This is a genomic window from Pseudomonas sp. MWU16-30317 (genome assembly GCF_020515695.1).
In the GTDB taxonomy this organism is placed as follows: domain Bacteria; phylum Pseudomonadota; class Gammaproteobacteria; order Pseudomonadales; family Pseudomonadaceae; genus Aquipseudomonas.
The window spans coordinates 1-14390 of record NZ_JAIWJA010000014.1; the positions used below are offsets into that span (position 1 = coordinate 1).

General features: G+C 54.1%; 14 protein-coding genes and 3 pseudogenes. 7 read left to right on the forward strand and 10 right to left on the reverse strand.

Annotated elements, in window-relative coordinates; all coding sequences use genetic code 11:
- Positions 1–145: 145 nt before the first annotated feature.
- Positions 146–370, forward strand: a pseudogene (locus tag LIX93_RS27370) (transposase); the annotation flags it as partial.
- A gap of 54 nt (positions 371–424) precedes the next feature.
- Positions 425–719 (forward strand): annotated as a pseudogene (locus LIX93_RS27375) (transposase); the annotation flags it as partial.
- Between the two features lie 758 nt (positions 720–1477).
- On the opposite strand, the gene LIX93_RS27380 reads toward LIX93_RS27375, so the two are convergent.
- From LIX93_RS27380 to LIX93_RS27390, 3 genes are all read right to left on the reverse strand, one after another.
- A complete protein-coding gene (locus tag LIX93_RS27380; RefSeq protein WP_226439414.1) occupies positions 1478–2839 on the reverse strand; it encodes an MFS transporter in 1362 nt (453 codons plus the stop codon).
- 112 nt (positions 2840–2951) lie between these two features.
- Complete coding sequence (locus LIX93_RS27385) at positions 2952–3890, reverse strand: 3-keto-5-aminohexanoate cleavage protein (RefSeq protein ID WP_226439466.1); 939 nt, start codon at positions 3888–3890, stop codon at positions 2952–2954.
- Positions 3890–4837 carry a 3-hydroxyacyl-CoA dehydrogenase family protein gene (locus tag LIX93_RS27390; protein WP_226439413.1) on the reverse strand — a complete coding sequence of 316 codons (948 nt, stop codon included), beginning with the start codon at positions 4835–4837 and terminating at the stop codon, positions 3890–3892. The genes LIX93_RS27385 and LIX93_RS27390 overlap by 1 nt, the downstream gene beginning before the upstream one ends.
- A 132-nt stretch (positions 4838–4969) precedes the next feature.
- On the opposite strand from LIX93_RS27390, the gene LIX93_RS27395 reads away from it, so the two are divergent.
- The 3 genes and pseudogenes from LIX93_RS27395 to LIX93_RS27405 all read left to right on the forward strand — a co-directional run bounded on the left by LIX93_RS27395 (position 4970) and on the right by LIX93_RS27405 (position 7597).
- Positions 4970–6007, forward strand: a complete 1038-nt coding sequence (locus tag LIX93_RS27395) for an AraC family transcriptional regulator (RefSeq protein WP_226439412.1) — start codon at positions 4970–4972, stop codon at positions 6005–6007.
- A gap of 139 nt (positions 6008–6146) precedes the next feature.
- Positions 6147–6674 (forward strand): cupin domain-containing protein, encoded by a 528-nt coding sequence (locus LIX93_RS27400; protein WP_226439411.1) that lies wholly within the window; start codon positions 6147–6149, stop codon positions 6672–6674.
- An 88-nt stretch (positions 6675–6762) separates the two neighbouring features.
- Positions 6763–7597, forward strand: a pseudogene (locus LIX93_RS27405) (3-hydroxyacyl-CoA dehydrogenase NAD-binding domain-containing protein).
- A 4-nt stretch (positions 7598–7601) separates the two neighbouring features.
- Here the strand turns inward: LIX93_RS27405 and LIX93_RS27410 are convergent.
- Positions 7602–8171: a 3-hydroxyacyl-CoA dehydrogenase NAD-binding domain-containing protein gene (locus LIX93_RS27410; protein WP_226507179.1), complete on the reverse strand. Its 570-nt coding sequence runs from the start codon at positions 8169–8171 to the stop codon at positions 7602–7604.
- 56 nt (positions 8172–8227) lie between these two features.
- Here LIX93_RS27410 and LIX93_RS27415 point away from each other — a divergent pair.
- Positions 8228–9447 (forward strand): IS3 family transposase gene (locus tag LIX93_RS27415; RefSeq protein WP_226507180.1). Its coding sequence is split into 2 segments (ribosomal slippage): positions 8228–8573 and positions 8573–9447, totalling 1221 coding nucleotides; the frame shifts between segments, so codons are not numbered across the junction.
- On the opposite strand, the gene LIX93_RS27420 is transcribed toward LIX93_RS27415, so the two are convergent.
- Genes LIX93_RS27420 through LIX93_RS27425 form a run of 3 tightly spaced genes read right to left on the reverse strand, consistent with a single transcriptional unit; the run spans position 9444 to position 10612 of the window.
- A complete protein-coding gene (locus LIX93_RS27420) occupies positions 9444–9860 on the reverse strand; it encodes a 3-hydroxyacyl-CoA dehydrogenase NAD-binding domain-containing protein (protein ID WP_226507181.1) in 417 nt (138 codons plus the stop codon). The two genes, LIX93_RS27415 and LIX93_RS27420, sit on opposite strands and share 4 nt — an antisense overlap.
- Before the next feature lie 12 nt (positions 9861–9872).
- Positions 9873–10118: an acetoacetate decarboxylase family protein gene (locus LIX93_RS29635; RefSeq protein WP_346015246.1), complete on the reverse strand. Its 246-nt coding sequence runs from the start codon at positions 10116–10118 to the stop codon at positions 9873–9875.
- The gene (locus tag LIX93_RS27425; protein ID WP_260524941.1) at positions 10109–10612 is read right to left on the reverse strand and encodes an acetoacetate decarboxylase; all 504 of its coding nucleotides are present in this window, start codon (positions 10610–10612) and stop codon (positions 10109–10111) included. The genes LIX93_RS29635 and LIX93_RS27425 overlap by 10 nt, the downstream gene beginning before the upstream one ends.
- Positions 10613–10896: 284 nt before the next feature.
- On the opposite strand from LIX93_RS27425, the gene LIX93_RS27435 reads away from it, so the two are divergent.
- Positions 10897–11583 (forward strand): LysR substrate-binding domain-containing protein, encoded by a 687-nt coding sequence (locus LIX93_RS27435; RefSeq protein WP_226507183.1) that lies wholly within the window; start codon positions 10897–10899, stop codon positions 11581–11583.
- A 317-nt stretch (positions 11584–11900) separates the two neighbouring features.
- Here the strand turns inward: LIX93_RS27435 and LIX93_RS27440 are convergent, their stop codons facing one another.
- The 3 genes from LIX93_RS27440 to LIX93_RS27450 form a co-directional block, all read right to left on the reverse strand.
- Positions 11901–12329 (reverse strand): cupin domain-containing protein, encoded by a 429-nt coding sequence (locus tag LIX93_RS27440; RefSeq protein ID WP_226507184.1) that lies wholly within the window; start codon positions 12327–12329, stop codon positions 11901–11903.
- 81 nt (positions 12330–12410) lie between these two features.
- Positions 12411–13499: an aldo/keto reductase gene (locus LIX93_RS27445; protein WP_226507185.1), complete on the reverse strand. Its 1089-nt coding sequence runs from the start codon at positions 13497–13499 to the stop codon at positions 12411–12413.
- Positions 13500–13508: 9 nt separating this feature from the next.
- Positions 13509–14291, reverse strand: coding sequence for an isochorismatase family protein (locus tag LIX93_RS27450; RefSeq protein ID WP_226507186.1), 783 nt, complete (start codon positions 14289–14291; stop codon positions 13509–13511).
- Between the last annotated feature and the right edge of the window lie 99 nt (positions 14292–14390).

Here is a 14390-nt window from a genome sequence, read left to right on the forward strand (position 1 = left end):
GGGCCAATACCTTGATTTCCACTGACTGCTCCTGGGTCAACATCTCGGCAGCTCAAAGCCACCATGATCGCCCAGGGGGTCAAAATTGAGTTGGCGTTAGGGGGTCAGTTTTACATTGGCGGTGACAAGTCGCGTTGAATGCCACCAACAATGGCGTCTGGTGGCCGATCAGTTGCGCGAGAAATATCCGAAAATCGCGGCGCTGATGGACGGCTGCGAGGATGAAGTACTCGCTCACATGGCCTTCCCGAAGGCTCACCGCCAGCAACTGCACAGCACTAACCCGCTGGAACGGCTGAACGCGGAAATCAAACGTCGCACTGATGTCGTAGGAATCTTCCCCAACGATCCGGCGATCAGTGTAGTGGTCTACTAACCCCGGGCACCTTTTTAGGCAAAAATGATCGCCACATAGAGGTGTTTGATGAGCAGACAAAGACGTACCATCACCCCTGAATTCAAGCGCGAAGCTGCCGGCCTGGTGCTTGACCAGGGCTACAGCCACACTAATGCAGCCCAGTCGCTCGGGTTGGTAGAATCGGCCCTGCGACGTTGGGTCAACCATCTCTAGCAGGAACGAGGCGGTGCCACACCGACCAGCAAAGCGCTGACACCCAAACAGCAGAAAATTCAGAGCTGGACGCCCGGATCAGCCGTCTTAAACGGGAAAATCCATCTTAAAAACAGGCTACTACGCTCTTGATGTCCGAGGAGGACGAGCGCTTTCGTTAGTCGATCAATTGAGCTCGGAGGAGCAGGTATGTGTTGTGCTCAATCTTTGATGTCACTCGATACTGCTGTTATGCGTACTGCCGCAATTGGCGACCCTCAGATGCCGAGAGGGTAATTTGTCCAGCCTTGTAAACGACTGGTTACGCACAGCCACGGCGGTGAGGGAGCCACTGCATCATGTAGCGTAATGGATCACTTGACAATAATACGGAGATATACCAGCGCTCAGGTAGCTCCCGATCACATTGACGATCAAGCTCATTACAGTCACGTCTATTTAAATCTTAAAATATCATTCTATTATTATTGGGTGTACACGGCCAGCCACCAAAGACCGATATCGCGAAAGCGATCGGCTAATCACTGAAGCCCACCCTCGATGGGCAAGCTAAGCTGGGTTACCAGCAAAGTCACTTCAGCGAATTGAATAATGCCTCAATCTCGCCGTCCAAGTCGACTGACATCTCCGAATGGATGCTCACCCCGTGCAGCACCTCGCCAGAAGTTGAGGCAGCCGTAGAACTTCTCTTCAAGGAAGGCCGTCGGTTGCCGACAATGGCAATACAGTCGCCTTCCTCTACGACCTCTATGAATATAGAGAGTGGTGGGCCCGCAATATCTATGATTTTCATACGAAAGCCTTTCATGCTTAGTCTTGAAATGATCGAAAATTTCAAGGTTGCCAATAGAGCTCGGTGGTGTGCACCGTTGGCCAAGCATCAGCCGGGCGCAGGAGTTTGAGCGATCAACGATGTCCCACCCTGACAGCGGTTGGAGGCAATGCAAGCAATATGGCTAAGCCGCCTGCGAGCATGAGCAGTGCGATAGTGTATATGCCGTTATCCAAGCTGCCTGTCAGATCCTTAATAAAGCCGAGCAAAGCAGGGCTGACGAAGCCACCGATAACGCCAATCGAACTGACTAGACTGATCCCTACCGCCGCAGTCGCATTGTTCAAATACGTAGAGGGTATCGCCCAATAGGCGATGCCGGCACCGAACTGAAAAAAGCCAACAATACTCAAGACCGCGAGGGTTGCCACCAGCGAGTTATTCAAAAAAGGCGTAATGGCGAGGCCGATTGCGCCAAGTATCAATGAGCCGCCAACATGCCATCGACGCTCCCTCCGCCGATCCGAACTGGCCGAGATGAACAACACACCTAAGGCAGCAAAGATGTAGGGGATTGCTGACAGAACCCCGATGTGGGAAACCTCTGTTACACCCAGCCCTTTGATGATCGTAGGCATCCAAAACGTGAAGGTGTAATTCGCGCATGCGGTTGTAAAGTAAATGAACGCGAGCAGCCAGACCTTGATATCACTCAGGGCCAGACGCAGCTTGGTCAACACTCCGACATGACCATTAGCACTAGATGGATCGGTATCTCTTGCCATCGCTTTGATGACAATCTGCTTTTCGTCGGCGCTCAGCCATTTTGCATCTGCTGGACGATTGGCTAACAACAAGTAGCAGAGACATCCGATCACTATGGTCGGCAGCCCTTCGATCAGGAACATCCATTGCCAGCCCTCCAGTTCGTGCACCCCATTCATCGATGACATGATCCAACCCGAAATCGGGCCGCCGATGATACCTGCTACCGGGATGGCAAACATGAATTGGCCTGTAACCTTCCCGCGTCGAGTGCTTGGAAACCAGTAGGTGAGGTACAGAATGATGCCTGGAAAGAAACCGGCTTCGCAGATACCCAGCAAGAGCCTGACAAGATAAAACTGCTCAGGCGTCTTTACCAGCATCGTAGATGCTGACACCAATCCCCAGAGCACCATGATCCGGAGCATGGTGATTCGAACTCCGATGCGCTCAAGCCACAGGTTACTAGGCACCTCGAACAGCAGGTAGCTGATGAAGAAAATTCCTGCGCCGAGCCCATAGACGGCTTCGGAAAAGCCAAGGTCAGTACTCATTTGCAGCTTGGCGTAACCGACATTGATTCGGTCAAGGAAGGCCAGTAGATAAGCCAAGAACAGCAGTGGAACGAGACGGTAGGTGATTTTTCGGTAAACAGAGTTTTCGGCCTTGAGGCTTTCATCCAACGAATGAAGGTCTGGGGAAACTCCCAAAAGTGATCCGAGATTTGCCATGGTCAATCCTCGCGATAATTATTATTGTTTTAGGTAGTTGGAAACATTCAAGGACTCTAACCATAGTCCCCAATGCTTCCAGCGTGGAACGTACACAGTCGCGACCGCAGGCTTAGAAACCCACGTTGCTGGCCCCTTTCAAGCCCAGAATCTGACGTGCTTCATCAGGGGTTGCGATCTCGTACGACAGCTCTTCGAGGATCCGACGGATTTTCCTGACTTGCTCAGCGTTGGTCTTGGCCTTCACGCCTTTTTCCAGATAAATACTGTCTTCCAAGCCAACACGAACATGACCGCCCATAATCGCGCCGACGGTCAACAGTGACATCTGATGGCGACCTGCTCCCAAGATCGAGAACTCATAGCTGCTACGACCAAACAGGCGGTCAGCAACACCCCGGATCATGGCCAGGTTTTCTGGGTCGGGGCCGAGGCCGCCCAGAATGCCGTATATGGACTGAATAAAGAATGGCGGTTTGATCAGCCCTTCTTCGACGAAATACGCAAGGTTGTACAGGTGGCCAACGTCATAGCACTCCAGCTCGAACCGGGTTCCGGACTCACCCAAGTCCTGCATAATGTGCTTGATGTCCTTAAAGGTGTTTCGAAAAATCAAATCCTCCATGCCTTCGACATAAGGCTTTTCCCATTCATGCTGCCAATGGTCGATTTTGCGTGCGATGGGATGAATGGAGAAATTCATGGAGCCCATATTCAGCGAGCACATCTCGGGTCGTGCACGCAGTGGGTAGGCCAGTCGCTCCTGCAACGACATACGGGTACTGCCACCGGTAGTAATGTTGATCACCGCGCCGGTCTGACGCGCGATTTCGGGAACAAATTGATCGAACAATGCAGGGTCTGGCGAGGGCCGGCCATCAATCGGGTCGCGAGCATGCAGATGCACAATGGAGGCCCCGGCCTCAACGGCCTCAATCGCCTGCTGAGCAATCTGCTCCGGCGTGATTGGCAGATATTCCGACAGGGTCGGAGTGTGCATAGCACCTGTTACAGCACAGGTGATGATGATCTTGCGATTCTTATTGGTCATCATACGGACTCAACCACTAGCGTTTTAAGGGCAGGCGTATTGATGGACTCAATGAGTCGCAACGCCAACTGCATACGAACCTGGTCGGCTTGCTCCGGAGTCCAGGAACGAAGTCCTTGGCCCGTGCGCATCCCCTCACGACCTTGGGAAAGGAGCGTTTCCAGTAGGGGATTAGGTGCTTGGTCGTTGCACAAATCAGGAAAGATTACATGGTGTACTAGCTGGGTGAGCTGAAGCCCTACCAGATCAGCGTTTTCCATTGGGCCGAGGAATGGCATGCGCATACCGAAGCTTTGCTTAACTACGGTATCGATGGTTTGCGCATCGCAGACGCCTTGAGAAACTAGCGAGATTGCCTCTCTCCACATCGCGTGCTGAAGCCGATTGCCGATAAAGCCTGCGACATCGCGGTTTACTTTTACGGGGGACTTGCCCAGGCTCTGAAGAAGCTCAAAAGTCGAGTCAAATACCTGTGCGGAGGTGTACTCGGTGCGTACGACTTCGACAAGAGGGACAAGATGGGGGGGATTCCACCAGTGCGTTCCAACCAGGCGAGCCCGTGCATCCATTTCGAGCAGTTCGCCAATTGCAGTGATCGGGATGACAGATGTATTGCTCGCTAAGATCGCATGGCTGGGCGCGAATTCAGCCACCTCAGCAAACAGCTTTTGCTTCAGTTCAAGCCGTTCAGGCGCGGCTTCGATAATGATATCGGCGCCTGCAACAGCAGCCTTCAAGTCGCTAACTAGAGAGATATTGGCAAGAACAGATGCGGAGGCGAGCCCCATCTGATCAAGGTTGTGGGCAATGCGTTGGGGAGCAACGTCGAGGATCGCCCGATCAGGGTCATGGAGGATGACCTTGTGACCAGCCAGGGCAAAGACTTGTGCAATGCCATGCCCCATCAGCCCCGCACCGATGACACAGGCGTTAAGGATTTTTTGCATGATGACTCCGTTTTTATCGAGCCCGTTGGGCTTTCTTGTTGGAGTCATACTACGAGCGAGTCCATAAACTGGTAAGGTTTTGGAAGGACAGCTGCCAGTCTTAATCGGACACCTACAAAAATGGACTCGCCCATGCCTGCACCGAATCAGGTTTTCCTAAATCAGAAAATCTTTGCTCCTTACAAGATCGCCACGCTGGTCGAAACGGTGGCAGATCAAGGCATAACCCCCGACGTGGTTTTAATGGGCACACAGCTCGACGCAAATCAGATCAACGATCCCAACACACTCACATCGATTCATCAGTACATCGAGGCCTGTGACAATGTCATCAGGGCTTCAGCCGACGCCTCCACGGCTTTCCAAGTGGGGTCACGAATGCATCTCTCGGCGTATGGGATGTATGGCTACGCACTGATGTGCAGTTTGACCTTGCGCGACTTTTTCGACTTTGGCGTGAAATATCACGTTCTGGCTACGCCCACCGTGCTCATCAGTTGGCGTGAGGAAGAAGACGCAGCCATCTGGGAGTTCACAGAACTCTATCACCACCTGATGAGTGCAGAGACCCGAGAGTTCCTTATCCGCCAGCAGATGGCCCAGCACGTCACTCACCTCAGGGACGCTGCTGGCAATGAGTGCACACCGGTCAGGGCGCTATTCACATTCCCCACTCCGGCTGACAAAGCCAGGTATGAGCGATTCCTGGGCTGTGAGTGTGTGTTCGACGCTCAGGCAACCGAACTTCACTACCCGCGAGCCATTTTGTCCCAGGCGCCCCAGCTCGCAAATCGATTGACCCGCACTATGCTCCAGGAAACGTGTGACCGATTGATCGGGAGGGCGAAGACCTCCAGGGGAGTGGCCGGAGAGGTCTACCAACTGATGATGTTGACCCCTAGCCAGTTTCCGACCATGGGACAAATAGCTGTGCATATGCAGCTGACTACCCGGACGCTGCGGCGAAAGTTGCTGGCGGAAGATACGGACTACGGAGCGATCCTGGATGACGTCCGCAGTAGCCTGGCCATCGAGTATCTACAAACGACGAAAATGAGCACAGAGGATATTGCAGCAAAGTTGGGTTTCAGCGACAGCACCAATTTCCGTCGCGCCTTCAAACGCTGGACGGGCAAAACCCCCCGCCAATTGCGAGATGAAACGAGGTAAAAACACGTGTCCACTTCAGACCCCTTTGGTGTCACTGGAGACCTCGTATTTACCGGATGGGATTCGTAGTATGACGCAAGGCAGATCCCAAGAGGTCTACAAACCAAATGGCCCAGTCAAAAAATAAGAGTGCCTTCCCATGCTCATACCGGTTCGACGCATTATCACCTTTGATGACGCAAACGGTCGTTCCTCCGTCTTTATCGACGGCCCTGCCACTCATGTCATCGGTGGGTTGACCGAACTGTGGACTACTGGCAAAACACCCCACGACCATGACCTCAGGATTGATCGCGGTGAGCAGTCCAATTCACTGGAGCCCCCCGTCTTCGGGACTGTTTTTCGTTTCTTTCAGATCCCCCCTGAATCCAGCACGGCGCATCTAAGCCCCGATGAAATAGCGAAGGCATGGAGCGACTTGTTTGCCAGAATGAACGCCTCGCATGTTCAGCCAGACACGCGTCGGGGCCCTGGCATGCACAGAAGCGCCACCACGGACTACATCATCCTTCTCCAGGGTTCTATCACACTCATACTCGATGATGCAGAAGTGGACATGAATCCATTCGACGTCGTCATCCAACGAGGCACCAACCACGGTTGGGTCAACAGAGGCGAAGTGGATGCGCTTTTGATGGCCGTGCTGGTTGATGCGAAAGGCGACTAATCGGCATTAGTTCAGGAGACTGAACCATCTTCCCGGGAGTACACCCACCTTGAAATCAAAAGCTATAGGCGTGATCGGCGCCGGAACCATGGGAAACGGTATCGCTCAGGTGTGTGCCGTCGCAGGGTACGATGTTTTCCTGTTGGATATCAGCCAGGCCGCTGTGGATCGGGGCTTGAGCACACTGCGTAAGAATCTTGATCGGCAAGTAGCGAAGCAGGCACTAACCCAGCAAATTGCTGACGACGCCTATGCGCGAATCCAGCCGAGCACCGATTATGAGATTTTGTCTCAAGTAGCCATGGCTATTGAAGCTGCGACAGAAAGTTTAGAGCTGAAAGTTCGAGTGCTCAACCAGATCGCGACATATATTGATTGTGAGTGCGTTATTGCCACGAATACCTCCTCACTTTCGGTAACGCAGTTGGCTGCTGCTATTGATCATCCGGAGCGATTCATAGGCCTGCACTTTTTCAATCCGGTACCGATGATGAGGCTGGAGGTCATTCGGGGGCTCCGGACTTCGGACGCCTGCCATGAGCGTGTGATGGAGGTTGGCAGAGAAGCTTGAGAAGACAGCGATTAACGCAAGCAACCGACCCGGATTCGTTGTGAATCGAATACTAATTCCAATGATCAACGAAGCGATTTTCGTATTAGAGGAAGGCCTGTCCTCGGCACAGGAAATCGATGCCGGCATGCAGCTCGGATGCAACCAACCGATAGGCCCGCTCGCACTCGCAGACCTCATTGGACTGGATACGATGCTCGCGATTATGGAGTCGTTTCAAGAGGGGTTCGGGCACGACAAATACCGGGCCGCACCGCTCCTGAGGGAAATGGTTGCAGCCGAGCTGCTAGGCAGGAAAACCGGTAAAGGGTTCTACGATTACTGCTCCTGCCAAACATTCGAAAAGTCGTAATGATTCAATCTGCCCTCAGCCGCGAAATGAGCATCCTGTCTCTCCAGGCGACCCAATCAGCGAGGCTTCGCGATCCTGCCTCTTTCCTGACGCCCGCAGACAAAACGGCTCTGGTTTCCTGATCAAGCACTGGAGTACCTAGATCAGCCCACCAACTATTGATAGAGGGTGCAAATTTATCCAAAAACTTATCCAGCCCCTGGTCTCCGGCGCCGAGATGGTAAAGAAGACACTGGCCCATTACGCTCCACCGCAGACCTGGGCCAAAACGCACAGCGGCATCCGCATCTTCCACTGAAACCACGCCCTCTTTGACCAAATGGGTGACCTCGCGAAAGAGTGCTGCCTGGAGTCTGTTTGCTACGTGGCCGACGATTTGCTTACGAAGCACAATGTTTTTCTTACCCATGGCCTCGTAAAAATCCCGTGCGGCGTTGATGGTTGCCTCGGACGTCTTGGGGCCACCGACCAGCTCGACCAACGGGAGTAGATGAGGGGGGTTGAACGGGTGACCAATCAGTGTACGTTCGGGGTGGCGCTGATAAGCTGCCTGGATGTCTTGAACGAGCCCCATGAAAGACAGGACACCGTTCCCCCCTTAAGATAAGGGATAGGCAAACGGGTATGTATATGACTAACAGCAACGATAAGGGTGGCGAGCTGCTCGGCCAGGAACGCCGACGCCGTTGGAGCACCGACCAGAAGCTGGCCATGGTTCGCGAGAGCCTCGAACCCGGACAAAGTGTGTCCGTAGTGGCCCGGCGCAACGGCATCAATGCCAACCAGCTGTTCCTGTGGCGCAAGCTTTACCAGGACGGGAGCTTGTCGGCGGTCAGTGCTGGCGAGGCCGTGGTACCGGCGTCGGAACTGAGCGATGCGCTCAAGCAGATCCGAGAGTTGCAGCGGATGCTGGGCAAGAAAACGATGGAGGCCGAAGTCCTCAAAGAGGCCGTGGAGATCGCCCGGTCGCGAAAATGGATTGCGCACTCACCCTTGTTGCCGGGGGACGACCAGTGAAACTGGTCAGCGAATGTCTCGGTGTGTCGCGCTCGCAATTAACGGTTCGAATCAAGCAATCGGTATCGCCCAAAGTACGGCGACGTCGGCTGGTGAACGATACGGAGTTGGTCGCTGAGGTTAAGCGGCAAGTCAGCGAGTTGCCGAGCTATGGCTACCGTCGTGTTTGGGGCTTGTTGCGCCGCGAGCGTGAAGTCCAGTCATTGGCCCCGATCAATGTGAAACGGGTTTACCGTGTCATGCGCGACCACAATCTATTGCTGGAACGCCGCATCAAGCAACCTGGCGTGCAACGCCGGCATGAAGGCCGAATTGCCGTTACGACCAGCGATACGCGCTGGTGCTCGGACGGCTTCGAGTTTCGCTGCGACGACGGTGCGAAGTTGAGCGTGACTTTTGCCCTGGACTGCTGTGACCGCGAAGCCATCAGCTGGGTCGCCAGCCCGACGGGCTACAGCGGTGACGACATCCGAGACTTGATGCTGGAAAGCGTGGAGAAGCGATTTGGCGATCAACTACCGAGCACGCCCGTCCAATGGTTGAGCGATAACGGTTCGGCCTATATCGCCGAGCAGGCGCGTCTGTTTGCTCGCCAGATCGGCTTGCAGCCGGTGACCACACCGGTACGCAGCCCGCAAAGTAACGGCATGGCAGAGAGCTTCGTGAAGACGATCAAGCGTGATTACGTGGCGCACATGCCTAAACCGGATCGAGAAACCGCGCTGTGCAATTTGACGATTGCCTTCGAGCATTACAACGAGCAGCATGCTCACAGCGCCTTGAAATATCGGTCGCCGAGAGAGTTTAGGCGTTTGGCAGCAGCATCAATTTAACGGGGAGTTGGTGTCTGGTTTGGTAGGGGCAAGTCCATGTCTCCTATACGCAACCCCGAGGAGCTTGAGGAAATGATGGTATGTGCAGGGGCCAGCTCATCCAGTTCAGCGTACAAATCCAGTTTCCAATCAAGATTCTCGGAGCCGTTTTCTTGAATGAGGTCCGCTTTATTCACTGCCTCCGAAAGGTTCAAAGTGAAGGCAATATTAGCCATGGGATAATCGCTGGGAGCGCCCGCTAACTCGATCAGTGACGGCCATGCGTGCGCGATCGCCGAATGCAAGGCCTTCTCTGCGCCTGGCGCAGGATCCGTAACAATGACCTTATAGCCGTGTGCCAAAAACAGTGCAGCCCAGCTCGCACCGATGACACCGGCACCGACGACGCTGACCGTTTCAATTTTGCGAGTCATGTCTTTATGCCCTCAGGACGCCAGATCATTGTGGACGACTTCACCATTCTCAATGCTGAGATCTGCTACGAAATGCACTGCGGAAAGCACTTCCATTACCGGCAGCTCGTGCATGTCCGAGAAGCAGTGAGGATTCAATAGAAGCGAGGCGCGCCCCGACCATGCTTCCCGTACTTTTACTCGGCCAATCTTGCAGTTGACCAGTTCCAGCACGCGCTGAGTGCCATCCACGTGGGGAATCACTTTCACTAGAAACACCGGTTGGCGCAGTGACTGCTCAATGTCCGCAGGATCCAGTGCTGATGTTTGTAGGCCATGGTGCAGGTCGCTATGCGCTCGCCTTCGTAGTCCAGCGTCCCGACCAACGTGTCGCTGCGCATCTCAAACTTCGGCTGCGCCAGTGTTTCAGGGAACCCGTACAGTTCGCGCCCCGAAAATACAGCTGGGGTGTTATTGAGAAACATCCGGTGGGTGTAGCTACCTGGCTTACCTTCGAATGTCACCGGAATCACCTGCCCTGACTCAACGTAATCACCCAGCCCGCTGGAATCGGGCATTTTAATGAACTCGTATTTCACGATAGGCTCGGCTGGCATGAGCGGGGCCGGTATTACCCTGGCCAGCGCCTCGGGATCCGTCCGATAGGTCACGATGAGGTATTCACGGTCTACAAACCTGAACGGGGCACGTGGGTAGACGTTCCCACCCAATGGGCTGCAATAAGCGATATCGCGAACTTGGTCTTCAGTCATTTCGGCAGATCTCATGTCGATGGAATTGGCCGATCAAAAGGATTCATTCGCAGCCCTTTGGATCGGTAAAAAAGTCATCAACATGTTCTGCCGCGAGCAGGGCTGAGTCAAAATCACAGCGCTTATACAGGTATCACTGGCAATTATGGCCACACGCCCTAAGATCGATTTAAACCTGCTCGAATCCCTTCATGTGCTCCTGAGCGAGCGCAACATCACCTATGCAGCTGTCAAGCTTGGAATCACTCAGCCTGCACTTTCTGCACAGCTCAAAAGGCTGAGAGTTGCTTTTTGATGATCCACTGCTGGTCAAGGCTGAATCCGGGCGGGGAATGGTGCTTACGCCGCGTGCTACTCAAATGGCTCGTTCACTGCAAAGCATCATCGAGATGCTGAATCAGGTCGCAGGCGACCAAGGTCAGCTTGAGACCGCGAAGGCTGCGAGGACTTTTAGAATCGCGGCAAATGATTACGCGCTTGATCGACTCGCTCGTGACGTCATCATCAAGGGGGCCGGAGGATCCGAGGCATCGAGAATAGTGTTTGTAGCCCCGAGGTATCCTTCATCCGTAGAGGCGCTGGAAAATGGGGACTTGGATCTCCTGCTGGACACCGATAGAAATATTCCTCAGGGGTTGAAGGCGCGGATATTGATACAGGATGCGTTTGTCGCTGCACACCGGCAAAACCATCCTAGAGGCACCGCCCCTCTGACCATCGACAGCTACTGTCAGATGAAGCACTTAGTGGTTTCAAGCATTCGAGAAAATCTACGTGGGCATATGGACGAAATTTTGATAGATATCGGACGGAGGCGCGAGGTGGTTGGTGTGATGGAAAGCTTCGCCACTATCCCGAAGGTCCTAAGCCAGAGTGACTTCATCGCAACGCTCCCCGGTAGGATTTTCGAATCTCATGACCATGATCTCAACACATTCGAATTACCTTTCAAGTGCCGCCCTACACATTGAGCATGGCTTGGCACCCACGTTCCGATAAAGACGAAGGGTTGAAGCATTTGCGCGAGATCCTCATCGTTGCGAGTGGTCACGCCCTCGGCGGCCTCGGCCAGCACTGAAACCGGACGATAGTGCCAGTTAAGAACCCGCACGCTGCGTTTACAGCACCACGACCGAGCAAGCGAGGAGCGACTGAGGCATCGAGGTGAGTAAGCTATCGACACCGGTAGCATTAGTTGGGGTATTTTACTGGGGCGATTCATGCCTTCTACCGCAATGGTGCATGCAGCGCTAAAGTGTTCGAGTAGCGTCACGCCTAAGACGTCAGCTCAATGGCTATGATCATTGAGATCTCTAGTAGGGCCAACCTCATATTGCTCATCAGTAACCTTTTCAAGCCATTCAACGTTTTTGCCGTCCAAAGCTTCCTGAACTGCTATGTGGGTCATTGAGGTGGTCGGTGAAGCGCCATGCCAATGCTTGTGTCCAGGCGGGCACCAAATAACATCGCCTGCGCGAATCTCCACGATTGGCTCCCCTTCACATTGCGTCCAACCACATCCAGCCGTGACGATCAGGGTCTGGCCAAGCGGGTGGGTATGCCAAGCAGTGCGCGCGCCAGGCTCAAACGTGACACTGGCCACAGAAACCCTGGCCGGTTCAGGCGGGAAATTTAATGGATCAATCCGGACGGTACCGGTGAACCATTCTTCAGGGCCTTTCATGGATGGCTGAGATCCTGGGCGTTTGAATTCCATATTGGTTTCCTTGAAAAGAGCAGAATATTGAAGCTAGCTCAACCTTGAGGCTGAGCTAGGGGCAGGATTTGGGGTTTGGGGTTACGCATGCCCCAGTGGGTGATCAGAACCTTTGCCAACCAAAGCCCCGAGGGCTTGAGCTGATGAGTCCACAGATCTTGCGCGCTGGCCGACGCCAAACGCACCATAGGGATACCCACCTGAAACAGGTACGCTCACCTCGTCCAATGCAGACGTTGCGTCCGAGCTCAGCACCAGTTCAACAGCGCCAAGGTTATCGGTAAGGTGCTTAAGCGTACGTGCGCCAACAATCGGCGCCGTTACACCCGGTCGATGGGAGAGCCAACTCAAAGCGACTTGCGAAGCCGGCACGCCCATTTCTTTTGCGATCTCTACGAGCTTGTCAATAGTCGCCCAGTTGCGATCTGAGTCTGCGTACTCGGCGGACGTCCATTGGTATAGCTTGTTGTCCGAACCCGCACGTGTATCAGAGTCCGGCCTGCCGCCGCGATTGTACTTGCCGGTCAGGAAGCCACCAGCCAGAGGTGACCAAGGCAACACGCCAATGCCGTTGTGCAATGCTGCCGGAATGACTTCCCACTCGATCTCACGAGAGAGCAGGCTGTACTGCTCCTGAAGCGCCACAGGGAGGTATACGCCCATAGCCTTAGCAGTAGATATCATCAACTGCAACTGCCAACCCGTGAAGTTGGAAAGCCCGATATAGCTGACTTTTCCCAACCGGACAGCTTCATTCAAAAACGCGAGCGTCTCCTCAACAGGGGTCAAAGGATCCCAGCCATGCATTTGGTAAAGATCGATCCGGTCGACGTTCAGTTGCTTAAGGGACTTGTCCAACGCACGCTGAAGATGGCGACGAGACAAGCCCACATCGTTAACATCCGGGCCTGTACCAAATCGTGCTTTGGTAGCGAGCACAACACGGCCTGTGACCTCGTCCGGCCGGTTGGCAAACCATCGCCCTACGACCTGTTCAGCAGCACCTCCGGCGTAAACGTTGGCGGTATCAATCAGGTTTCCACCTGCCTCGACATACGCATCGAGAATATCGAAAGCATCCTTCTCTGAAGTTTGGTCACCGAAATACATGGTGCCCAGACCGAGCGTAGATACCACCACGCCCGTATTACCTAACCTACGGTACTTCATGGAAGCCTCCTAGTTGGTAGTTTGAATTTCGGAAAATGCCGCGAGCACAGATGCCCCTGGCTCCTCGGAAAAATTGGGTGACCATTTCGCCGCCAAGCTGATGATCGATGTGGGCAACGCCCCCGCCAGCTCCATTTGGCGTAGTGCCGCTGACTCCGTCCGAGAAGACGCGCTGCCGATAACATCGACAGGGACGTGCACGGTATAACCTGAATTGATAGCCCCCAATGCCGACTCCAATACAGCTACCTCCGTCGCAAATCCACAGATGATCAATGTCTGGCGGCGGTTGTTCGCCAGGCTCGCAACCATCGCCTCGTCAGTGAAGCTTGGAGCCAATAAGCGCTGAGAAGTGTTATGCGCATTCGAGTACGGCCGGAGTTCCGAAATGAGCTCACCAGGTTTTCCTTTGACAGGGACGAGGGAGAAAGTCATCGGTATCCCCAGGAGTCGGGCAATCTTTGCGAGCACTCCGGCATTGTTCCGAAGCGCAGCCGGGGTTATTGAACGGCTACCCTGCGTCAACGCATCCTGCAGATCCACAAAAAGAATCTGCACATCCTGAGGCCGAGCATCGAACCGGCCCATCGACGAGCTGGATCGGCCCGCTGAAGCCGATACGGGCTTGTTTTCAGAGTCTGTAGGCTCCGCCATGACTCGACTTGAAATGCCCGGTATCAAGGTTGCACCAAGCAATGCAGCAGTCACTTTGAGCAGCGATCGTCTCCCGGCTTGTCCACCGTCGGGCCTACCCTTAAGTTGATCAACTTGGTTACCGTGAAAATCTCTCATCAGCCTGAGCTCCTACCTGACGGACTGAGCCTCAGCCCGGTTTTAGATCAAGGTGCTTGCCTACTTCCGTAACCGGATACCAAGGCGGAGTATTCGTCG

Excerpts from the sequence above, each read along its gene's own strand:
- LIX93_RS27380 (WP_226439414.1), bottom strand. The coding sequence starts at position 2,839 with ATGGCAAATCTCGGATCACTTTTGGGAGTTTCCCCAGACCTTCATTCG.
- LIX93_RS27385 (WP_226439466.1), bottom strand. The coding sequence starts at position 3,890 with ATGACCAATAAGAATCGCAAGATCATCATCACCTGTGCTGTAACAGGT.
- LIX93_RS27390 (WP_226439413.1), bottom strand. The coding sequence starts at position 4,837 with ATGCAAAAAATCCTTAACGCCTGTGTCATCGGTGCGGGGCTGATGGGG.
- LIX93_RS27395 (WP_226439412.1), top strand. The coding sequence starts at position 4,970 with ATGCCTGCACCGAATCAGGTTTTCCTAAATCAGAAAATCTTTGCTCCT.
- LIX93_RS27400 (WP_226439411.1), top strand. The coding sequence starts at position 6,147 with ATGCTCATACCGGTTCGACGCATTATCACCTTTGATGACGCAAACGGT.
- LIX93_RS27410 (WP_226507179.1), bottom strand. The coding sequence starts at position 8,171 with ATGGGGCTCGTTCAAGACATCCAGGCAGCTTATCAGCGCCACCCCGAA.
- LIX93_RS27420 (WP_226507181.1), bottom strand. The coding sequence starts at position 9,860 with ATGACTCGCAAAATTGAAACGGTCAGCGTCGTCGGTGCCGGTGTCATC.
- LIX93_RS27425 (WP_260524941.1), bottom strand. The coding sequence starts at position 10,612 with ATGACTGAAGACCAAGTTCGCGATATCGCTTATTGCAGCCCATTGGGT.
- LIX93_RS27440 (WP_226507184.1), bottom strand. The coding sequence starts at position 12,329 with ATGGAATTCAAACGCCCAGGATCTCAGCCATCCATGAAAGGCCCTGAA.
- LIX93_RS27445 (WP_226507185.1), bottom strand. The coding sequence starts at position 13,499 with ATGAAGTACCGTAGGTTAGGTAATACGGGCGTGGTGGTATCTACGCTC.
- LIX93_RS27450 (WP_226507186.1), bottom strand. The coding sequence starts at position 14,291 with ATGAGAGATTTTCACGGTAACCAAGTTGATCAACTTAAGGGTAGGCCC.